We start from the raw sequence: 20,893 nt of genomic DNA on the forward strand, positions 1-20,893 counted from the left end.
GGGGACTCAAGCCGCCGGGCAGAGGCGTTCGTAGACTTCGCTCACCTTGCGGCCGTGCATCGCCTCGCTGAAACGATGGCGGGCGTCGGCCTGCGCCCGGCGGGCCATGGCGGAGGCGGCGGCCGGGTCACGGGCAAGGCGGGCGCATTGCTCCGCCAGCGCACCCGCATCGTCCGGGTCGGCCAATATGCCGATGCCGCCCTCCAGCGCTTCGATATTGCCGCCTGATCGCGCGGCGACGATGGGCGTTCCGGCCAGCATCGCTTCCACCAGCGTGCGGCCGAAGGGCTCGCGCACGGCCGGGACGACAAGCTGGTCGCAGGCAGCGATCCAGTACGCCCCCGGCGTGCGATAGCCCATCAGCCTCACCTGAGCGGCGACGCCATTCCTGTCGATCCGCCGCTGCAACGCCGCGTTCATGGAAGGCTCCACCGATTCGCCGAACATGACGCCGATGACGGGGCGATCGAGCTTTTCCTTCAGCGCTGCGATCATGTCGATGAACAACAGCGGCCGCTTGCGCGCGATGAACGCGCCGAAATAGCCAAGAATCAGCGTGTCCGGCGCAATCCCCAATTCCCGCACCAGCGTTTCGCGCGCTTGTTCGCGATCAACGGTCATGGTGGCGTCGAAGGGACTATGCACCACCGCAGCCTTCTTGCGCGCCGACCAGGGGCCCGGCGGCGGCAGAGAAAAGGAGGAGACGGTCAACACCTGATTGGCGAGCAAGGGAGCGAGCAGCCGCAGGCCGAGCGCGCCGGGATCACCCCTGTGGTGCCAGACGAGCTTCGCGCCCGCCAGCCGCGCGGCGACCGCCCAATTGGCGTTGGTCTGGCCGTCATTCACATGAACGATGTCGATCCGGTTGCGCCGCAGGAAGCGCGTTCGCGACCATAGCCCGCCCAGCGTCCGGGCGAATTTGCGCAGGTTGAAGCGTTCGCCGGGGACGAACAGTCCACGGCTGCCGGGATCGTGCAACTGTTCATGACCGGCGAAGAATTGTGCGATCCGGCCACCTGGCACTTCCGGCACGACAACCAGCCGGTATCGCCCGCGATCCAGATGATCCAGCAGGCCCTTTACCGAAATGTGGCTGCCGCCGATCGTGTCGCCGGAAAAGGGAAAGCATAGCCGCACCTGCCTGTCCCTGCGCACGGCCCGCCCGTCATTCCCGTTCATCCGCGTCAGCGAAGGCGACAGCAATTTCATCTAGGGATCGTTCCTTTCGATCAGCGCCCGGGACAGGGAGTCGAGATACTGGTCGAGATTGGCGACGCCGTTGCCGTCGGCATCCTCCCACGCATCGGCGCGATGGGGGTTTGCGCCATGCCGCGCCTCCCACCCGTCATCCATGCCGTCGCCGTCCGCGTCCGGGTAAGGCGCGCCCGAAGGGATCGGGTCGATGGTCCCCGGCTGGTGAACGATCCGGCCCTGGCGCTCGCGAAGCTGGCTGACGGTCCTGCGATCGAACGGGTCGCGCGGGAAGGCGCCCGCTTCGCGCAGCACCTGATCATAGGCCTGGGCGGCGGGCAGGGGCGCGACGGTCGAGGGACAGGGTGGCGCGGCCACCTCCGCCTCCTTGAGCAAAGGCGAGGTGCGGACGAAATCGCCTTCGAACCGGTTTTCCGCCACATAGACCTTCGCCAGCCCCGTCGATCCAACGATGTTGCGCGTGATGCCGATGGTTTCGGCATGGGTGTTCTTGCCCGCGATGAAGCTGTTGCCGATCAGCGAGACAGGAACGCCGCCATAGCTTTCCCAGATTTCGGCAAATTCCGATTGGGCGTTGTAAAAGACATTGTTGATCACCTCCGCGCAGGACCCCGGCGGGAAATTGACGTCAGGATTGCGGTCGCCATTATGCGCGCACAGATTGCCGATGAAGCTGAAATGCTGCGGCCCCTTGGGATCGCTCGCCAGCAGCGCGCATTTGTCGTGCCGGGGAATCCCCTCGGCGAAGATCGAGTTGCTGACGGTGATCCAGTCATTGTCGCCATAGCCGTTGACCAGCTCGTCCCGCGCCCAGCTTCCGCTGACATGATCGAGGATGACCTGCCTGCTGTTTTCGATGGTGAAGCTGTCTTCCGCACCGCGAAATCCGCCAATGCGGTCGTTGCGCACCCGGATATGCCGCACCACGATGTCATGCGTGTTCTTGATGGCGAGCGGGGTAAACCCCATCGGCCCGCCAGCATGCGCGAGCGTGATGCCTCCGCCGGGCGCGGTCTGGCCCGCGATCGTCAGATAGGGGTTGCGAATGATGGGCGGTTTCGACGTGTAGCGGATCAACCCCGCGACCCGGAAGACGCAGATGCGCGGCCCTTGCGCATCTATGCAGGCGCGCAAGGAGCCGGGGCCGCTGTCCGCCAGTGTGGTGACCGCTATCACCTGCCCGCCTCGCCCGCCCTTGCTGGCCGCGCCATAGCCAACGGCTCCGGGAAAGGCGGGTTGCCCCTTCACCGGCTGAGGCGCGGATTGCGATGCGTTGGTCGCCCCGGAACAGCCCGCGATCACGATCGCCGCGGGGAGGAGAAGGCTGACGGCCGCCCGCAGCGCCGCGCCGATGCGGCTCGCCACGCCGCTGCCCTTTCCTCCCGCGCCGGGCGGCGGATCGTCATCGTGGCGGGGATGAGTCGCGTCCGTCACAGATGATCCTCGTTCGACATGCCGCTGCCCTGCGCAGCCGCTCACAGCCACTCCTTATCCAGTCGCGCCAAGGCCGGATCAACGGAGCAGGCGGCTGAGCGGGCGGCAAATTTGGGTATCTGCGCCGGGTTCATCATGGCTGATATGGCCGCAGCAGCCGCGCCCGGCCATTCGCCCTTGGGGTTAGCCATTATGCGCCCGTCAATGTCCCGAAGGCCGATTGCGGCATGCCGGGCGCGCGGGCACGGTCGCAAGGCGCTGGCCCAGGCGGCAGCAGGAGCGAGATATGACGATTTCCACGGCCGCGCCGGGCGCATCGCATGGCCTGCCGGGCATGCCCATCCCGCGAACGGTGGACCTGTGGGACAAGATCGCCCATTATGCGCTGCTGACGTCGATCTTCCTCAGCGGCTGGTTCGCGCTGCGCGTCGGGTCGATCAACCTGACCTTTTCCGATGTCGCATTGCTGATCTGCATCGTCATCACCGCGATGCGCGGAAAGCTGGGCGCGATGCCCTTCGGTTCCCTTACCCCTTATTGGGTGGCCGGGCTGGCGATGATGCTGGGGGGACTGTTCATCGGATCGATCATGAACGGCGATCCGCTGCGCTGGGTGAACATCGCCCTGCAATATAGCGTGTCCTTCCTGCTGATCCCGATGGTGCTGATGCAGCAGGATGACCGTACACGGCGGATCGCGCCGCTACTGTTCATGCTAGGCATCGTCCTGTCGCAAGTGATCGGCATCGCCGTGACCATCTTCCTGACGCCCGCCGACACGCTTCCCTGGTTCGGAGACGGATTCTACACCGGCAATCAGCGGCTGGGATCGATGTCGGGCGAACCCAACAGCAACGGCGCCGTGATCGCCTTTGCCATACCGATGCTGCTCTATTCCGTGCGGCAGCGGCAGATTTCCTTCTATGCCGGGCTCATCTGCCTGGCGCTGCTGGTCTGGGGGCTGTTGCTGACGGCGTCCTTCACCGGCTTTTCAGCGGCGCTGCTGACCCTTTTCATCTGCATGGCCCTGATGGGCGGATTCCGTTACATAGCAGGGCTGGCGGTTACATTGGGCGCGGCGTTCAGCCTGTTCATGGTGTCCGGCGCGCCATTGCCCAGAGTGTTTCAGGAGCGCGTGGGCAATGCGGTGGAATCGGGCGACCTGTCACAGGCCGGGACGTTCATCGGCCGGTCCAACCTGATCAAGGAAGCATGGACCTTCACCGAGGATTACAGCATCATCGGCATGGGCGTCGACCGCTACCGGCAACTAAGCGCCTATGACAATCCGGTGCATAATCTCTACCTGCTGATCTGGAACGAGGGCGGCATCATCGCCTTTGCGGGGCTGATCATCCTGCTGTCGCTGCTCGGCCTGATGGCGGTGGTGGGATTGCGGGACCGCGAGCGCGGCGCGCCAGCCATGGCGGTGCTGATCGTCTTCCTGATCTACACCATGTCCTATCCCCATATGTATTCACGCATGTGGGTCATGCCCGTCATGGTCATGCTGGCCCTGCTCTACGGCCCCCGCAGGGCGGACGATCAGCAGCATGCCAAGCTCATCTATTCCGCCCCGGCCGGTCCGCAGCAGCTGCCGGATCTCTGATCCCGGCGGCGTCAGGCCGCGCCGATCAGCAGCGTCACGTCATCGGTGCGCGGATCGCGGGGACGATCCGCCGCCATTTCCCTTTCCAGATGCACGACGCGGTGCAGGACATTGGGCAGGCCGAAGGCGCGGCTCGCTATCATGCCGGGGAAGACCGCAAGCGTCGTGAGATCGATCGGCAGATCGAACCATTTTCCCGCCGCGAACACCTGAGTCAGGGTCTTGTCGCGCTTGCCGCACAGGGCCGTCAGATATCTGTAGTCGTAATGCGCGCCCTCGATCAGGCGCTGCCCCGGTTCAAGCCGCCGCGACGGGTCGCGCCGCAGCATCAGGCCGTTCACGCGCTTCGCGACCTGCCGCACCGCTGGCAACAGCATCGTCAAGCCGTAAAGGTCCGACAGGCCTCGCGGGCTGAGCGGCCCGGCCGCGTTCCACCTTTGCTCGTCCAGAGCGCAGCCCGCCCGCCCCCATCGGCCCATGGAGTTGCGGGCAAGAGCGCCCAGATTGGCGAAATCCGCCGCCGTTTCCTGATATTTGAGGCGCTGGACCACGACTTCGAACCGGCCGGGCAGCTCGCCCTCCGGGATCATCGCCGTCATCAGCAGCTGGCCCAGCGACCAGCATTGATCGATCACCTCCTGGCTCGGCGCATAGCTGCTTCCGCTCTGGAAGAAGGAGGACGGCTTGGCGGCGACGCGGCCAGCCTCCTCCTGCTGCGCCAGCGCCATCTTGCGCGCGATATAGCCGTGCCGCCCTGGCTGAAAGTAGAAGAGGTCGCCAAGGCTGGCGGTGATATCGCCGCAGCCATGATAGTTGCGCGCCATGTCCACCAGGGGCGCCTGCCAGGGAAGCTGTTCTTCCTCCCTTTCAAGCAGTTCGCGCCAGAGCGACGCGACAAGATCGGGACATTCGACCATCACGGCCACATGACCCGCCGAAAAAAGCCGCGCGAGCGATCCCGCCGTCACCTCCTGCAAGTCAATGGTGGCGATCATGCGCGTCCCCTCCTCGGCCAGATGTTTTTATGTCTGGATTTTCACGATGCAATTACCGGGAAGGCCAACTCCGAAATAGTTACAAAGCAGAAACATGGCCCATTTGGGACCGTGCCGATGGCACTGGCTGAACGCCAGGGCATGTCCGGTCCCTCGCAAAGCCGCCTTCATCCTAAGTGTTAGCTACAATGCGCACTGATGGCCCCCGATGCGCTTTTGCACTGCCGGACCGCAACAATCATACCGATGGTCAAGGGAACGGCCATTGGGCCGGGCACGGCCCGCGTGCCCCGCAAGATGAGGGAGATTGGCATGGCGTCCGCTCAGCTGACATTGACCGACGGTAGTGGTTCTGCGGGCGGACATGCCAGGCCCCGCGACCTGTCCTTCGAATTGCAGCAGATGACCGCGCGGCAGATCTGGTTCCTGCTGCGGCGGCATATAAAGCTGGTGGCCGGCATCGTGATCACCTGCGTCCTCATCGTGCTGGCGATCCAGTTGCAGTTGCCCAAACGCTATCAGGCAACGGCGACCGTGCAGGTTCAGCTCAACGATTCGAGCGGGTCAAACCAGGCGGATGCGGTCCGCAACCAGCAGCGCGTCGCCAACGAAGCGCGCATGTACCGGTCCCAGGCGCTGGCCGAACAGGTGGTGCGGGACCTGAAGCTGCATCGCAATCCCGCCTTCAACAACGGCGTCACCATGAAGGTGCCGCTGGCCGCGTCGCATCTGCTGAACGACACGCAGGTCGCAAGCTCGACCGACTCCGACGTCATCGACATCACCGTACAGTCGGGTGACCCCGAACTTGCGGCGCGGATCGCCAACCGTTTCGTCCAGAGCCTTCAGAAACTGCGTTCGGAACGGCGTCAGGTCTGGCGGGATGAAGTGACCCGCGCGCTGGCGAACGAGGCTGGACGGCTTTCCAGCGAAGCGTGGCGCGCCGAGCAGGCGGTCGCCGATTTCCGGCGCGACCATGCCATGCCCGTCGGCGCGGGAAGCGCGGAGGACTATCAGCAGATGAACAGGCTGGCCGTGGAAGCCGCGTCCAGCGCGGCGCTGAGTTCCGGCATGCGGGCGCAGGCGGCGGGCGTCAGCAGCGCGGCGGGCATGCGCACGGTCGCGGGCGCGACCTCACCGGCGCTCGACAATCTGCAAAGGCAATATGACGACCTGTCGCGCCAGCGGTCCGAAATGGCGGTGCAGATGGGGGCGAACCATCCGCAGATGCAGGCGCTGACGGCGCAAATCAGCCAGGTCAGCAACGCCATGACGCAGGAACGCGCTTCGGTCATCGCCGCCCAGCAGGCCCGCAACAATGCGGATGCCGGGCGAGAGCGCGCCATGGCCATGGCGGAGGCCAACGCAGCGGCGGCGCGCGCGGGCCAGTTGCAGGCGCGGTTGAACGACATCACCAGCGCGGCCTTCCGCAACAACGCCAATTCGGTCGACCTGTCGATCCTGGAACGCAAGGCCGAGGTCGCGCGGCAGGCCTATCTCACCACGGCGCAGCGGGCGCAGACGGTGCGCGCCGAACTGGAAAGCACGGGCGTCAATTCGACCATGATGTCGGCCGCGCCCGTGCCGCTCACTCCGGTAGCGCCAGCGCCCAAGAAAATGGCTCTGGCGGCTTTCGTCGGTTCTTCGATGCTGGCGCTGCTGATCGTGCTGGGGATCGAGATGTTCGACAACCGGCTGCGCAGCGGCGACCAGTTGCGCCGCCTGTTCGGGCTGCGCACGCTGGCGATGCTGCCGGGACTGCCTGACCCGATCGGCCCTTCGATTGAGGAAAATCCGGTGGTGACGGAGCCCCAGTCGCTGTTCACCGAGGTCGCCCGCAATCTGGCGAGTGAAGTAGAAGCTTTGCCGCGGCTGGAAGGCAGCCAGCGCGTGCTGGTGACATCGCCGCTGCCGGGCGATGGCAAGTCCAGCGTGGCGCTGACGCTGGCGGCGGCGGCGGCCTCCATGGGGCGGCGCGCGATCGTCGTCGACCTCGACCTGCGGCGGCCCGGCCCCAGCGTGCTGCGCAGCATTCAGGACAATTCGAACCTGCCCGACCTGATCGACGTGCTGACCCACAGCGGCGAGACGCGCAAGCTGATCCCGCAGGTCGAATCGCATGTCGAACATGACCCGGCCTATGGCGCCGCCCCCGCCGCGCTGCTGCCGGTGGTGCTGAGCACCCGCGAGCAGATCCGCAATCCCGCCGCGCTGGTGCAGGGGTGGCAGGTGGCGCGCCTGCTGGACGAGCTGCGCGAGCAGTTCGACCTTGTGGTCATCAACGCCCCGGCGATCCTGGCCGTCCGCGACGCCCGCACCTTGTCCAGCCTGGCCGATTCGACCATCATGGTCGTGCGCTGGGGTTCGACCACCGTGGAGCAGCTTCGCGCATCGTTGCAGATGGTTAACAATCAGGTCGCGGGCGCCGTCTTCAACCAGGTGGACTATGAGGAACATGCGCGGCGCGGCTATGGCGACGCGGTGCAGTTCTACATGGGATCCGCAGCCTATTATTCGGACAGCTTCCCCGTCCGGCAGAAGTGGACGAAGGCCGCGAGCGACCGGGTCCGCAGAGTTTTCACGCGCGAAGCCGCGTGAAGGCGGCGGGACATTGGAATCCATCGGCCTTGAGACCCAGGAGGTCAGGGACGAGACCGGGCCGCTGCGGCTGCTGATCGTCGACCCCAGCGCCCTGCGCCGCGCCTGCATGGCCGTGGCCCTGGAATCGGCGGGCCTCAAGGTCACGTCCCTCGCTTCGATGGGGGACCGTTCCCTTGAGTGCGAGGCGGACGTCATCCTGTTCCAGGCGGGGGACGGGCCGGACGATGCCGAATCCATGACGGAACAGATCGCGTCAGCCGTGCAGAGCTGTCCGGGCGCGGCGATATTGGTGATCGCCGATCATCATGATCAGCGCCTGATGCTGTCGGCAGTCGCCGCCGGAGCGCATGGCGTGCTGACATCCAACATCAGCCTGCCGCGCATCCAGGAAGCGCTGGCGCTGCTGAGCGACGGGCTATCCATCTTCCCGGCATCGGTGGGCAAGATGATCCAGACCCGCCTCAATCTTTACGCGAGCGCTGGCGGCGGATCGAACGACCGGGTCAGGGCGGCCGTGGATCAGCTCGCGGCGCTGACGCGGCGGCAGAGGGACGTGCTGGAACTGCTCGCCCAGGGCGCATCCAACAAGGATATCGCCAACCGCCTGAACATCAGCGAAAGCACGGTGAAGGTGCATGTGCGCGCGATCATGGCGCTCAAGGGAGCGTCCAACCGCACGCAGATCGTCGCCCATCTGCTGAAGGGCGGCGATCTGGAATCCTGACGTGCGGGGTTCAGGCCGACCGCTGCGGCGGCGGAGCGGACATCAATTCACGCCAGCCGCCATCTGCTGCCTGCGCGACTTGCGGAGCCAGCATATGTCCATCAGCACCGCCGTTATGACGCCAAGGACCACATGGGCGATATTCCCGCCCAAGGCGCCATAATGCGGAACCGCATAGCTTGCGACCGCGACGAAGACAGCGGTGCCAAGGCCGGAGATCGCCAGCACCAGCCAGGACTGGTTCATCGCCAGCATCGCGGAGCGGGACGGCGCCGAATGGAGCGCCAGCATCACCGCGATCATCTGAGTCAGCAGCAGGATATAGGCATCGGCATAGGCTTCGCCCGGACCCATGCGGATCAGAAGCGGCCCCAGCAGCCAGGCGCCCGCCAGCATGGCGGCCCCGACCGTGAACAGCGCCGCCTGCACCTGTAGCGTGGTCGCCCTGAACGCCTGCACATTGCCCTTGGCCCACATGCGGCTGACATCGGGATAGATCACGGCCTGCACCTGCGCGCCCACCTGCATCGCGACCTTGGCGATGCGCTTGGCGAGATAATAGACAGCGGCCGCGCTCGTCCCCGCCACCGCGCCGACGAAAAGCGAGTCCGCCTCCGTGGTGATGACCCGCAGGGTCAGCGACAGGTTGGTGGAACAGGCGAAGCCGAAAAAGCCGGGGAAATCCTTCACCAGCCCCTTGAGCCGGGCATGCAGCGGATTGGGAATGCCCGTCTGCCTCAGGGCGCGAAAGCCCAGCCAGAAGACGATGACGGACCCCAGCACCTGCGCGGCGGTCCACGCGATCATGAAGCCGATCACGCCCGCCCCCGCCACCATGCAGTAAAAGGCGAACGCTATGCGCAGCACGTTACCCGCCACCTGCGCATAGGCCAGCATCTTGAACTGGCCCGCCAGGCGCATCGCGGCCACGGGCACGCCAGCGACGTTGAAGAGGGTGGCGATCGAATAGATGGCGACAAGCTGCACATGCACGCTTTTCAACCCGAACAACGGTCCGAACAGCAGCGCCAGCACGACGGCGCTCACCGCGGCCAGGGCCGCCGCGCCGATGTCGATCATCAGTCCGTAGCAATAGAGCCGCTGCATCCGCCGCATCGATCCGCGATTTTCTTCCTGGACGGCATAGCGGATGAGCGGTTGCCAGGATTCGAAGCGGATGATGCGTTCGACGACGCGATTATAGGACAGGACGAGGACCATGACGCCATAGGTCGCCGGTCCCAGCGACCGGGCGGCCATGGCGACGCTCACCAGCATGATGAGCGCGTTGATGAAATTACCTGACAACAGATGCCCGACCGCGATCAGGCGTGCGCGCGTTCCCTTGACCAGGAACGCGCCAAACCTGTCGTGCAGCATCCGCAGGGCGCGATGCGCGCCCTGTTGAGCCGGATATGTCATAATGACCCCTTTGGGCCGGAAGTGTCAGGGACGGATCACCGTGCAGTCAATTCCATTGGCGCATGGCTGACCGGATGAGGAATGGGCATGCCGCCTGGCAGGTCCGGCTCCACTTCCGTCACGCGCCCGCGCATGCCGTGATTGGCTGCCCAGATCGCCGCCTGGGTCCGGTTCTTGACGCGCAGCTTGCGCAGCACCGCCTTTACATGAACCTTCACCGTGGCTTCGCTGATGTCCATCCGCTTGGAAATGACCTTGTTGGGGCATCCCATGATGAGCCAGCGCAATATTTCAAGTTCGCGGTCCGACAGGCAGGCCGCATCGACCGGGCGTTCCACCTCCAGAACATCGGCCAGGCTGGGGCGGGATTGCAATTCGTCAGCCAATTGGGGCGGAAGCACCCTTTCCCCCATCGCAACAAGGCGAAGAGTCGCGACCAGCCGGTCGCAGGAAATCTCTTTGACGATATATCCCATGGCGCCCAGCTGGAACGCCTTCAACATGATCTGAAAATCGAAGCGGTCCGAAAGCAGGACCAGATAGGAACAGGAAAAGCGCTTTTTGAGGAGCGACATTATGTCCTCGTCCAGCTCTTCCATTCCATTGTCGATCAGGAGCAGCGAAGGCGCCGAATCCTCATCGGGGAGTTCCGCCGTTTCCAGTGCGGCGGCGATGGTAGCATATTGTGTAACCCGGAATTCGCGATCCATGAGGATCCTGCTAAGTCCCTCCCTGACGATAGCATTTCCGCACAACAGACGCACATTGACTGGGTAAGCCATTGGGTATTCCCCTCATGATCCCTCCCATCTTCATTCGCAGGCCCCGAAGAAGCATGGAAGACCAGTGTTCAAATGCCTGCAGTGCAACCCTTTCTTTTGTTTCAACAACTTATGACTAGCATACTTCTCCCCCAAGAGTCCCGAAAAGAGCGGTGGAAATTTTGAGTTAGGACAAATTTTCGTTAACCGATTGTTAAAAAAATGATTTTTCTGTGCGGGACAGGGTGTAAAGCGGTGAACTGATCCGGTATTTACTACCTTTGACTTACCGCGAACGGTTTATCCCGTTCCGTTTCCGCATGGATATAGCCTCTGCTTCTTCGTAACCAGAGTCGCGGCGGCGCGGGATTATGCGGGGAGAACAAGGACTTCCGCTCATCGCGGATGGCAGCGCCGATGCCGCTGCTGCATTGCGCCAGACTCGCCTGAAAACGGGCTTTGTGCCGCTAGAAGCATGACGCCGGCTGGCCGGAGCGCTCAGTTGCCCCAGTGCGGCGGGCGCAGTTCGTCGCCCCGCCAGTCGATCCGCTTTTCGCCCCAAAACACCACCGCGACCGTGCGCGCCAGGATTCGCGCGTCCAGCGCCAGCGATCGGTTGCGCACATACCAGAGATCGAAGCGCAGCTTTTCCTCGACCGTCAGCAGCGTGTTGCCGCTGACCTGCGCAAGACCTGTCAGCCCCGGACGGACAAGGCCGCGCACGGCGCCCTCTTCCCGCAAGGCATTTATCGTGCTGGGAAGCAAAGGACGCGGCCCGACGAAATCCATGTCGCCCCGCGCGATGTTGATCAGCTCTGGAAGCTCGTCGAGACGAGACCGCCGCAGGAAACGCCCGAAGGCGGTCACCCGCTGTTCGTCGGGCAGGGGCGTGCCGCTGCCATCGGTCAGTTCGCGCATGCTGCGGAATTTGAGCATGACGAACGCACGCCCGCCCCGGCCGCTGCGAATCTGGCGGAACAGCACCGGCTTGCCCAGATCCGCCCGCACCAGCAACGCGAGCAGGAGCAGGAGCGGCGACAGAAGGACAAGGCCGGTGATCGCCACCAGAGCGGCGGGGCGCAAGGCGTTCCTCATGCGGCCTCTGGCGCAAGAGGTGCCGCCGCCGGATCGGGCGCGGGGGCGGCGGACGGGCGAGGCCCGCTTCGCAACCCCATCGCATCGATCAGCATCGCGTTCACCTTGTCCACGTCATAAATCTCGACAGCGGCGCGCCGCGCGGCCTGGCCCATGGACTCCATCAAGCCGGGGTCGCTCAACAGGCGCTCCATCGCCGCCGCCAGCGCCGCCGCGTCGCGCGGAGGAACGAGCAGGCCGTTGACGCCGGGCCGGACAGGCTCGCGGCATCCGGGCATGTCGGTCGTGATCACGGCGCGACCGGTGGCCAGCGCCTCCAGGATCGTGCGCGGCAGGCCCTCCCGGTAATAGGAGGGCAGGACGAAGACATGGGCGGAAGCAAGGAACGGCCGGACATCGCGGGTTTCGGGCAGCAGCTCGATCAATCCTTCTTCCCGCCATTGCCGCAGGTCGGCGGCGGTATAGCCGGTGGGATTTTCCGTTTCGGGGCGGGTCAGCAGGAGGAACCGCACATCCTTGCGCTTGCGCCGGATGAGGCGCGCGGCCTCCACATATTCGCCCACGCCCTTGTCCCGCATCAACCGGCCGACCAGCAGGAAGGTGAAGGGGCCGCCGGGCAAGGGCGCTTGCGCGAAATGGCGCACGTCTATGCCCGATCCCGGCACCTGCATGACGCGCTGGCCGGGCGTGACGATGCCGTTGGCCAGCATGTCGCCATGATCGTCGCCATTGAAGACGAAGATGCACGCCGCCCGCCGGACCCCGATGCGGTAGAGGCGCGACACGGCGGCGCGCAGCCAGCGGCGCTGCCGCGCTTCGTCGCTGAAGACATAGCCAAGCCCGCTCATGATCGCGAAGAAGCGGCGGCGGCCGATCAGCCGCGCCGCCATGCCGCCGTAGATGATCGGCTTTTGCGTGTAGGCGATCACGACATCGGGCCGTTCCGCCCGGAACAGGCGCAGATAATGCAGCAGCGTGCGGGCGTCATGCAGCGGATTGGTTCCGGCCCGCGCCATCGGCGTCCGGCGGAAGCGCACGCCCATGTCCGCCAGCTTCCGCAGCACCTCCGGCTCCTCGTCGGGCGCGCAGGCGACGACATCATGTCCTTCCGCCACCATGCGCGCGATCAGCGCGCCGCGAAAGTTGATGAGCGACCAGGACAGGCTGGAAAGGATGACGACCTTCATGCTGCACTGCCCTTTCGTGACGCACGGCCGATGGCGGGCCGCCTGTCGCGGGTATCACAGGCGTCGCAGGCAGCAGCCTGTGCATCGGTAGATTACTCCTTTGAGGCAGGCCCGCGGCGCGCGCGCGCCCCGCAACCCGCGAAATTGCGCGCCCGGAAGGCGGCGAATAACCAAAAAGCGCCGCCATCTGCTTCAGGCGGGATGATGTTGGGATAAAGGATAGTGTCTGATCGACCGATTACCGGCGGGCGATGCTTCCGATAGCTTGGATGCTGACCGGCCGAATGCCGGGCGGCGCCGCGCACCTGCCTTCGATGGCTATCGGCTCCCCCCGCTCCAGGCTGAGACATGATCGCCACGGGAGCCCGGAATGTCGAATGTTGCGTCCACCAGGCAGGATCTGACCGGAGAGGTCCAGCGAGACGTTCGCGCGACGGCTTTGCCCGGGCGGCTGGAGGCGATCGGGCGCGCCTTTGTCGAAAAAAGCCCCGCCCGCGCCCGCGCGATCCGGCTGGCCACCATCCTGATGGTCGACGCGCTGGTGATGTTCGCCACCTTCCAGCTGTCGCTGGCCATCCTTTCCAACCTGAAAATGTCGCCGACCATGTACGACCTGCGGTTCGCGGCGGCGTTCGTGGGCATCAATCTGGCGGTGCTGTTCGCCATCGGCACCTACCGGCAAAGCTGGCGGTTCGTGTCCGTGCGCGACGCGCTGCGGCTGTCGGCGAGCCTGCTCGTCACGTCCTGGCTCATCTGGATGGTGACGGTGGGCCTGATCATCCCGCAGCAGATGTACCGCGTGATGATGACGACATTCCTGACCGTCGACATCCCCATCACCGTCGCCGCGCTGCTGGGCGCCCGCGTCGCGCGCCGGGCGTTCTTCCAATATCTCCGGTCGGCGCGGCTGCGGCAATCGGCGCAGGCGCGCCGCCGCATCCTGTTGCTGGGCGAGCTGGACTGGGCCCGCGTGATGGCCGACCTGGTGCCCACCGACGTGCAGTCGGGCCTGGAGATCGTCGGCGTCATATCCTTCGACGGGCGGGACCGGCGGCTCCAGGTCGGCGGCCTGCCGATCCTGGGATCGCCCGACATGCTGCCGCAGATCGTCGCCGAACTGGACCGCGCGGGCAAAAGGCCGGTCAGCCTGGTGGTGCAGGAAAGCAGCGAGCGGCTGGACCGTCAGCAAATCCTGCGCATCGCCGCGGCGGCGGAACAGGAAAACCTGACCGTTTCGCGCTTCCGCAATCCGTGGACCGGGCCGCAACCGGACAAGGGCGACCGGCTTTCGATCGAGAAGATGCCGCTCGCCGAACTGCTGGGCCGTCCCGAAATCACGGTCCAGCACAGCTATCTGGAGCGCGTCGTCACCGGCGCGCGCATCATGGTGACGGGCGCTGGCGGGACGATCGGCGGAGAACTGGTGCGGCAGCTCGCTTATTACCGCCCGGCGGAGATCGTGCTGCTCGATCACGCCGAATATAATCTCTACGCCATCGAACTGGAGGCGCGGGAGAAATTCCCCGACGTCCGCTTCCATGCCGAGCTTTGCTCCATCCGCCAGCGCGCGGCGCTGTGGCAAGTGTTCGAGCGGCGGCGGCCCGAAATCGTCTTCCACGCCGCCGCGCTCAAGCATGTGCCGATGGTGGAGGCGAATCCCTGCGCGGGCGTGCATACCAACGTGCTGGGGACCCGCAACGTCGCCGACGCGGTGTGCGAGTTCGAGGCGCGCGCCATGATCCAGGTGTCGACCGACAAGGCGGTCAACCCCGTCGGCCTGATGGGCGCGACCAAGCGGCTGGGCGAACTTTATTGCCAGGCGCTGGACCTGATCGGCAGCTGCGATCCCGACAGCCCCCGTTTCCTGACGGTGCGGTTCGGCAATGTGCTGGGGTCCAGCGGGTCGCTGATCCCGCTGTTCCAGCACCAGATCGCCGCGGGCAAGCCGCTGACCGTCACCCATCCCGACATCGAACGCTTTTTCATGACGGTGCAGGAAGCCGTGCTGCTGATCCTGCAAAGCAGCGCCCGCGCGCTGGAAACCGATTCGGAGCGCGGCACCATCTTCGTGCTCGACATGGGCAAGCCGGTGAAGATCGTGGAGATCGCCCGCCGGGTGATCCGCATGGCGGGCCTTCGCCCCGACATCGACGTGCCGATCAAGTTCATCGGCCTGCGTCCCGGCGAAAAGCTGTTCGAGGAACTGTTCGACACGTCGGAGGACAAGATCGAAAGCGCCATTCCCGGCATTTTCGAAGCGATGCCGTCCCCGATCCCGCTGGAGATGCTGGTGGAGGGCTTCGGCCAGCTCGCCCGGCTGATCGCGGCGGGGGATTCGCGGGAACTGATGCGCCTGACCCATGAGATGGTGGCGGCGTCCGCAAGCTCGCGCTGGGCGGAGATATTGCGCCGCCTGGCCGCCGAAAGCCAGGACACGGTGTTCATGATGCCGCCGCGCGGGCCGGAACCCGCCCCGGCGCTGCCGGTATCGCCGCCGTCCATGCCGCGCGACGTCGCCTGACCTCACCGGGGAGCCAGATATGATCCAAGCCGCCGCCGCTTCGCTTGCCAGCGTCCAGGCGTCATCCGCGGGGGACAGGCGAAGCCCGCTCGACAATCCCCAACTGCGCTGGCCGCAGCATGAACCTGACGAGATCGCCGCCGTCGTCCGCCTGCTGGAGGCCGGGCGCGTCAATTCGATGATGCATGGCGAGCAGACCCGCCAGTTCGAAGCGGAGTTCGCCGCCTTTTGCGGGATGCCGCACGGCATTGCGGTGTCGAACGGCACGGTCGCGCTGGAACTGGCGCTCCGCGCGCTGGGGATAGGGCCGGGCGACGAGGTGATCGTTCCCTGCCGCAGCTTCTTCGCCACCGCCGCCTGCGTCGTCGCGGTGGGGGCAGCGCCGGTATTCGCGGACATCGACCCGGTGAGCAACGGCATCGACCCGCAGTCCGCCCGCAGGATGATCAGCCCGCGGACGGCGGCCATGATCTGCGTCCATCTGGGCGGCTGGCCGTGCGACATGCTGGCCTTGCGCGCGCTGGCCGATGAGGAAGGATTGTGGCTGGTCGAGGATTGCGCGCAGGCGCATGGGGCCAGCCTGCACGGCCGCATGGCGGGGTCCTGGGGCGACGCCGCCGCCTTTTCCTTCTGCACCGACAAGATCATGTCGACCGGCGGCGAAGGCGGCATGCTGCTGCTGCGCGAGGAGGCGCATTGGAAGCGCGCCTGGGCCTATAAGGACCATGGCAAGAACCCGGACAAATTCTTCAGCCCGCCCGCCGAAAGCGGCTTCCGCTATCTGCACGACAGTTTCGGCACCAATTGGCGGATGACCGAGATGCAGGCGGCGATCGGCCGGGCGCAACTGGCCAAGCTGTCCGGCTGGGTCGCGCGGCGGCGGCGCAATGCGGCGGCGCTGAGCGGATATCTGGCGGGCGAGCCGGGCGTCCATGTTCCGCCCATTCCCGATCATGTGGGCCATGCCTTCTACCGGCTTTATGCGGCGATCGATCCCGAACGGCTGGGCAAGGCCGGATCGACTGTGGCCGTCATCGACAGCATGTGCCGCATGGGCATGCCGGTGGGCAGCGGTTCATGCGCCGATATGTCGAAGGAGGCGGCATTCGCCGATGCGCCGCCTCGCCGCGACGGCGATCTGGCCGCCGCGCAGGAAGCGGGACGGCGCAGCATAGCCTTTCCCGTCGATCATCTGCTCGACGAAGAGGATATGCGGCGCATGGCGCAATGCCTGAGCGCCGCGCTGGCCGGACTGGAATCCTGAAAGGAGGGCGCAAGAGACCCATGATCAATCATCGCCTGCCCCAATTCATCATCATCGGCGCGGTCAAGGGCGCCACGACCTGGATTCACAACCAGTTGCGGGACAATCCGGCGGTGTACCTGCCCGCGCCCGAACCGCATTTCTTCAGCCAGGAATATGATCGCGGGATCGATCATTACCGCCGCTTCTTCGACGGCGCGGCGGCCGGGCAGATGCTGGGGGAAAAGTCCGCCGACTATCTCGCCCATCCGCTGGCGGCCGCGCGCATGGCCCCCTTGCTGCCGCAGGCGAGGCTGGTGGTGCAATTGCGCAATCCGGTGGAGCGGGCCTATTCCGACTATAAGATGCTGTTCCGGCGCGGGACCGTGACGCAGGGGCCGGAGGCCTATCTGGACGGGCGGGCCAACGATCAGCCGCGCTTCCTGGAGGACGGTCTGTATGCCCGGCACCTGCGGCGCTGGCTCGACCATTTCAGCGCGGCCCAGATCAAGGTCATCCTGTTCGAGGATGTGAAGAGGTCGCCTGAGGCGACGGTCGCGACCGTCAGCGCCCATATCGGCGCGCCCTGCCATTATTCCAGTGAGGTAGGCGCCAGCCCCCGCAACGACAGCAGCGAACGGTTCCTGCCCCTGCCCGTCCGCACCGCGCTGGCTCCGCTGAAGGATGCGGCGAGGCCACTGCGCGGCAACGCCATGTTCGAGAAGGTGCGCGGCCTGTTTGCCCGGCAGATCCAATATCCGCCGCTGCCAGAGGCCCTGCGCGCGCGCATGATGGATTATTATGCGCGCGATATCGAGGATCTGGAGAAGCTGATCGGCCGCGACCTTAGCCATTGGAGACAAAGCTCCCGCCTGGCGGCATAAAAGGAAGCATCCCAAAAGCGCTGGCGCGCTGTCCCCTTTTCGCCTGCGTCCGATACGGAATCGTTCAACCACGCGATGCCCGAACCGCTTAAACTGAAGCCCGGTCAGTTGAGAGGGGAAGCAGATGAACAAGCGGTTCACCCATAGTCTGTGCCTGGGCATGTTCGTTCTGACGGCGGCCTGTTCCAGCGGTCTTTCCAACCTGTCGAGCCTGCCCCCAGCGCCGACCGTCGCCTATCGCCTGGGCGCGGGTGACGAGATCCGGGTTTCCATCCCCGGCCTGACGCCCGCAGGGACGAGCGAGGCGAGCTATGTGATCAACGATCGCGGCCAGATCGCCCTTCCGGTGCTGGGCGACGTTCCCGCCAGCGGCAAGACGGTGCCCGAACTCCAGGCCAGCATCGCGCAGCAACTGACCCAGCGCCAGTTGCTGAACACGCCCACGGTCAGCGTCCAGCCGGTCAAGCTGCGCCCCTTCTACGTGCTGGGCGAGGTCAAGAGCCCCGGCGAATATCAGTATCGCGCGGGCATGTCGGTGCTGGCGGCGGTATCGGCGGCGGGCGGCTACACCTTCCGCGCGCAGCAGGGGGATGTGGGCATCACCCGCATGGTGGAAGGCAGGCAGATCGAAGGCCGCGCCAGCGAACGCGACATGATCCAGCCGGGCGACACGATCCGCATCTATGAGAAGTGGTTCTGATGAAAGCCCGCTCCACGGCGCGGGCCGCCATCGCCATCGCAGTCGCGGGGGGCCTTCCCGCCGTTGCCGCACATGCGCAGGATCTGCGATCCGGCAAGACCTTCCTGGACGTTCCCGAAGCGGTGTTCGTGCCCACGCCGCTGCGGCTGGGCAGCGCCACCGCCACGATCGGCATCGACGGCAAGCTGGAATATGACAGCAACATCTATGCGCAACCGTCCGGCGAGAAGGACGATTTCAAGCTGCTGGTGAGTCCCTATGTCGAAGTGGTGAAGCCCGGCAGCAGGTTGCAGCTTTCCGCGCGGGCGGCGGGCAGCGTCCGCCGCTACTTCAAATATGAGCGCGAAAATGCCGAGGCGGGAGAAGTCGCGCTGGGCGCGGTCTGGACACCGTCCGCCGCCGACAAGCTGACGGCGAATGCAAGCTGGAGCCACGTCATCGAGGATCGCGGCGAACCCGAAGGACGGACGGTGACATCCATCGGCCCGCGCAAGCTCAACGTGCTGGACGGCGACCTGTCCTACAGCCGCCAGGGTGCCCGGCTGGGCTTCATGGTGCGGGGGAGCGCCAGCCGTTTCCGCTATACCAGCGATTTCGACGAGGATCGCGACATCGACAATTACGCCCTTCTGGGCCGGGTGCTGGTGCGCGCCGCGCCGCTGCTGAACGGTTTTGTCGAAGGGTTCGTGTCGAAGCGCGACTACCGGATCACGCCGCCGGGCTTCCCCAATCGCGATTCGACCACCTATGGGGGCCGCGTCGGCGTCTCCATCGATCCGGGGGGCACGGTGCGCGGGGAAGCGGCGGTCGGCCTGTATCACTTCAATCCCAAGGACCCGCTGATCGAAGCGCGCACCCGCCTGTCGGCGCAGGCGAGCCTCACTTATTCCCCGCAACCGCGCACGGCGATCACGCTCGACGGATTCATCGGCAATGTCGCGACCTACCGCACCGGAGCGCAATCGCGCGAGGACATGCGGTTCCGCCTGGGCGTGCAGCAGGAAATCCGCCACAACCTGCGCGGCGAAGCCGGGCTGGTCTACCGCCGCAGCAAATTCTTCGGCGCGGGCGACGTCCAGAAAATCTACGGCGTCACCGGCGATCTGGAATATTCGCTCAACCGCCGCGTCGCGATCGGCGCGGACGTGCGCTATTCCAAACGCACCAGCAGCGACCCGTTCGACGAGTTCGAACGGGTCCGCGCGGGCCTGACGCTGCGTCTCCATTATTGACCATGGGGTGGCGGCCCTTTCATCCGAAGGGTCGCCGCCTAACCCCTTCGCGCAATGGACTTGACCGCGCCCGGCACGGAAACTTGGCAGCGACATCATGTTGTAAACAGGGATTCTTGATGCTCGTCCGCGCCAGCCGACCGCCGAACATCGCCTTCGTCCTTCCAGGGCTGGGAGCGGGCGGATCGGAGCATATCGTAAGCCTTTTGTGCAATCACTTCGCGGCGCTGGGCTGGACCGTCAGGCTGATTGCGTTCGAGGATGAAGCCGCCCCGGCCTATTACAGCCATCACCCGGCGGTGCGGATCGTGCGGCTGGGCATGACGGTGAAGCGCCGCAGCGCAGCCGCCGGAGCGCTGGCGATGCTGAAGCGCGAACGGCGGCTGCAAGCGGCGCTGGAGCAGGCCGCGCCCGACCTGGTGGTGAGCTTCCTGACCCGGACCAACATATTGTCGGTGCTGAGCGCGCGGCGCAGCGGCATTCCCGTGATCGTTTCGGAACGCAACAACCCGGAGCTGCAAACCGTCGGGCGATTGTGGAACATGCTGCGCGGCTGGGCCTATCCGCGCGCGGCGGGGCTGGTCACCATGACGCAGGGCGCGATGGACTATTTCGCCCGGACGATGGCCGTGAAGGGATGGGTCATCCCCAATCCCGCGCCGCCGCCGTCCGCCGTCCTGCCGCGCTGCTCCGATGGCCGGACGATCGGCGCGGTCGGACGGCTGGTGCCGCAAAAGGGGTTCGACCGGCTGATCGACGCCTTTGCGCGCGTGGCGGCGGATATCCCCGATTGGCGGCTGGTGATCTGGGGCGAAGGGCCCGACCGCGCGGCGCTGGAAGCGCAAAGGGACAGGCTGGGGCTGACCGGCCGCATCGCTCTGCCCGGCATCACCCGCCAGCCCGGCGAGTGGATCGCCCAATCGGATATGTTCGTCCTGTCTTCCCGCTTCGAAGGCTGGGGCATCGTGGTGGGCGAAGCGATGGCGGCGGGCCTGCCGGTCGTCTCCTTCGACTGTCCATGGGGTCCTGCCGAAATGATCGAGCAGGGCCGCAGCGGCATGCTGGTCCCCAATGGCGACATCGCGGCCCTGGGCGACGCGATCGCCGCGCTCTGCCGCGATCCCGCGCGGCGCGGGGCACTAGGCACCGAGGCGAAGGCGCGCATGGCCCTGTTCGACCTCGACCATATCCTCGCCCGCTGGAAGGACGTCATCTTCGAGGTGCTGAAGGACCATCCCGTGGGGGTGGAGCGATGACTGGGGCCATCCGCCAG

General features: G+C 65.7%; 16 protein-coding genes. 9 read left to right on the forward strand and 7 right to left on the reverse strand.

Going from position 1 to position 20,893, the window contains the following annotated elements; translation table 11 throughout:
• Positions 1-6: 6 nt before the first annotated feature.
• Entirely contained in the window at positions 7-1,209 is a 1,203-nt protein-coding gene (locus tag L288_RS34190) for a glycosyltransferase family 4 protein (protein ID WP_021238721.1), read from the reverse strand.
• Positions 1,210-2,646, reverse strand: a complete 1,437-nt coding sequence (locus L288_RS34195; RefSeq protein ID WP_330216945.1) for a pectate lyase family protein — start codon at positions 2,644-2,646, stop codon at positions 1,210-1,212.
• Positions 2,647-2,932: 286 nt separating this feature from the next.
• Here L288_RS34195 and L288_RS34200 point away from each other — a divergent pair, with 286 nt between their 5' ends.
• The gene (locus tag L288_RS34200; protein WP_021238724.1) at positions 2,933-4,255 is read left to right on the forward strand and encodes an O-antigen ligase family protein; all 1,323 of its coding nucleotides are present in this window, start codon (positions 2,933-2,935) and stop codon (positions 4,253-4,255) included.
• 11 nt (positions 4,256-4,266) lie between these two features.
• Here L288_RS34200 and L288_RS34205 read toward each other — a convergent pair whose 3' ends face one another.
• Positions 4,267-5,250 carry a 2OG-Fe(II) oxygenase family protein gene (locus L288_RS34205; protein ID WP_021238725.1) on the reverse strand — a complete coding sequence of 328 codons (984 nt, stop codon included), beginning with the start codon at positions 5,248-5,250 and terminating at the stop codon, positions 4,267-4,269.
• A 312-nt stretch (positions 5,251-5,562) separates the two neighbouring features.
• Between L288_RS34205 and L288_RS34210 the strand changes: the two genes are divergently transcribed.
• Together L288_RS34210 and L288_RS34215 are read left to right on the forward strand one after the other, a co-directional pair.
• Positions 5,563-7,848 carry a GumC family protein gene (locus L288_RS34210; protein WP_030539105.1) on the forward strand — a complete coding sequence of 762 codons (2,286 nt, stop codon included), beginning with the start codon at positions 5,563-5,565 and terminating at the stop codon, positions 7,846-7,848.
• A 13-nt stretch (positions 7,849-7,861) separates the two neighbouring features.
• A complete protein-coding gene (locus L288_RS34215) occupies positions 7,862-8,575 on the forward strand; it encodes a LuxR C-terminal-related transcriptional regulator (protein ID WP_021238727.1) in 714 nt (237 codons plus the stop codon).
• Between the two features lie 42 nt (positions 8,576-8,617).
• On the opposite strand, the gene L288_RS34220 is transcribed toward L288_RS34215, so the two are convergent.
• The 4 genes from L288_RS34220 to L288_RS34235 all read right to left on the reverse strand — a co-directional run bounded on the left by L288_RS34220 (position 8,618) and on the right by L288_RS34235 (position 13,040).
• Positions 8,618-9,997 (reverse strand): lipopolysaccharide biosynthesis protein, encoded by a 1,380-nt coding sequence (locus L288_RS34220; protein ID WP_021238728.1) that lies wholly within the window; start codon positions 9,995-9,997, stop codon positions 8,618-8,620.
• Between the two features lie 35 nt (positions 9,998-10,032).
• A complete protein-coding gene (locus L288_RS34225; protein WP_051209666.1) occupies positions 10,033-10,779 on the reverse strand; it encodes a LuxR C-terminal-related transcriptional regulator in 747 nt (248 codons plus the stop codon).
• 477 nt (positions 10,780-11,256) lie between these two features.
• A complete protein-coding gene (locus L288_RS34230; protein WP_021238730.1) occupies positions 11,257-11,853 on the reverse strand; it encodes a sugar transferase in 597 nt (198 codons plus the stop codon).
• Positions 11,850-13,040 carry a glycosyltransferase family 4 protein gene (locus tag L288_RS34235; protein WP_021238731.1) on the reverse strand — a complete coding sequence of 397 codons (1,191 nt, stop codon included), beginning with the start codon at positions 13,038-13,040 and terminating at the stop codon, positions 11,850-11,852. The genes L288_RS34230 and L288_RS34235 overlap by 4 nt, the downstream gene beginning before the upstream one ends.
• A gap of 370 nt (positions 13,041-13,410) precedes the next feature.
• Here L288_RS34235 and L288_RS34240 point away from each other — a divergent pair, with 370 nt between their 5' ends.
• From L288_RS34240 to L288_RS34265, 6 genes are all read left to right on the forward strand, one after another.
• Positions 13,411-15,561 (forward strand): polysaccharide biosynthesis protein, encoded by a 2,151-nt coding sequence (locus L288_RS34240; protein WP_021238732.1) that lies wholly within the window; start codon positions 13,411-13,413, stop codon positions 15,559-15,561.
• A gap of 19 nt (positions 15,562-15,580) precedes the next feature.
• Positions 15,581-16,825, forward strand: coding sequence for a DegT/DnrJ/EryC1/StrS family aminotransferase (locus tag L288_RS34245; protein ID WP_021238733.1), 1,245 nt, complete (start codon positions 15,581-15,583; stop codon positions 16,823-16,825).
• A 20-nt stretch (positions 16,826-16,845) separates the two neighbouring features.
• Positions 16,846-17,688, forward strand: coding sequence for a sulfotransferase family protein (locus L288_RS34250; protein WP_021238734.1), 843 nt, complete (start codon positions 16,846-16,848; stop codon positions 17,686-17,688).
• Positions 17,689-17,812: 124 nt separating this feature from the next.
• The gene (locus L288_RS34255; protein WP_021238735.1) at positions 17,813-18,388 is read left to right on the forward strand and encodes a polysaccharide biosynthesis/export family protein; all 576 of its coding nucleotides are present in this window, start codon (positions 17,813-17,815) and stop codon (positions 18,386-18,388) included.
• Positions 18,388-19,620 carry an outer membrane beta-barrel protein gene (locus L288_RS34260; protein WP_084465839.1) on the forward strand — a complete coding sequence of 411 codons (1,233 nt, stop codon included), beginning with the start codon at positions 18,388-18,390 and terminating at the stop codon, positions 19,618-19,620. Before L288_RS34255 ends, L288_RS34260 begins: the two co-directional genes overlap by 1 nt.
• Positions 19,621-19,739: 119 nt before the next feature.
• Positions 19,740-20,876, forward strand: a complete 1,137-nt coding sequence (locus L288_RS34265; protein WP_021238737.1) for a glycosyltransferase family 4 protein — start codon at positions 19,740-19,742, stop codon at positions 20,874-20,876.
• The last annotated feature ends 17 nt before the right edge of the window (positions 20,877-20,893 follow it).

Origin of the sequence: Sphingobium quisquiliarum P25 (genome assembly GCF_000445065.1) — a bacterium.
GTDB lineage: Bacteria > Pseudomonadota > Alphaproteobacteria > Sphingomonadales > Sphingomonadaceae > Sphingobium > Sphingobium quisquiliarum.

What these genes read in the sequence shown, in the direction of transcription:
- L288_RS34240 (WP_021238732.1), top strand. Translation starts at nt 13,411, where the DNA reads ATGTCGAATGTTGCGTCCACCAGGCAGGATCTGACCGGAGAGGTCCAG.
- L288_RS34205 (WP_021238725.1), bottom strand. Translation starts at nt 5,250, where the DNA reads ATGATCGCCACCATTGACTTGCAGGAGGTGACGGCGGGATCGCTCGCG.
- L288_RS34200 (WP_021238724.1), top strand. Translation starts at nt 2,933, where the DNA reads ATGACGATTTCCACGGCCGCGCCGGGCGCATCGCATGGCCTGCCGGGC.
- L288_RS34260 (WP_084465839.1), top strand. Translation starts at nt 18,388, where the DNA reads ATGAAAGCCCGCTCCACGGCGCGGGCCGCCATCGCCATCGCAGTCGCG.
- L288_RS34225 (WP_051209666.1), bottom strand. Translation starts at nt 10,779, where the DNA reads ATGGCTTACCCAGTCAATGTGCGTCTGTTGTGCGGAAATGCTATCGTC.
- L288_RS34255 (WP_021238735.1), top strand. Translation starts at nt 17,813, where the DNA reads ATGAACAAGCGGTTCACCCATAGTCTGTGCCTGGGCATGTTCGTTCTG.
- L288_RS34210 (WP_030539105.1), top strand. Translation starts at nt 5,563, where the DNA reads ATGGCGTCCGCTCAGCTGACATTGACCGACGGTAGTGGTTCTGCGGGC.
- L288_RS34250 (WP_021238734.1), top strand. Translation starts at nt 16,846, where the DNA reads ATGATCAATCATCGCCTGCCCCAATTCATCATCATCGGCGCGGTCAAG.
- L288_RS34265 (WP_021238737.1), top strand. Translation starts at nt 19,740, where the DNA reads ATGCTCGTCCGCGCCAGCCGACCGCCGAACATCGCCTTCGTCCTTCCA.
- L288_RS34190 (WP_021238721.1), bottom strand. Translation starts at nt 1,209, where the DNA reads ATGAAATTGCTGTCGCCTTCGCTGACGCGGATGAACGGGAATGACGGG.
- L288_RS34235 (WP_021238731.1), bottom strand. Translation starts at nt 13,040, where the DNA reads ATGAAGGTCGTCATCCTTTCCAGCCTGTCCTGGTCGCTCATCAACTTT.
- L288_RS34245 (WP_021238733.1), top strand. Translation starts at nt 15,581, where the DNA reads ATGATCCAAGCCGCCGCCGCTTCGCTTGCCAGCGTCCAGGCGTCATCC.
- L288_RS34220 (WP_021238728.1), bottom strand. Translation starts at nt 9,997, where the DNA reads ATGACATATCCGGCTCAACAGGGCGCGCATCGCGCCCTGCGGATGCTG.
- L288_RS34230 (WP_021238730.1), bottom strand. Translation starts at nt 11,853, where the DNA reads ATGAGGAACGCCTTGCGCCCCGCCGCTCTGGTGGCGATCACCGGCCTT.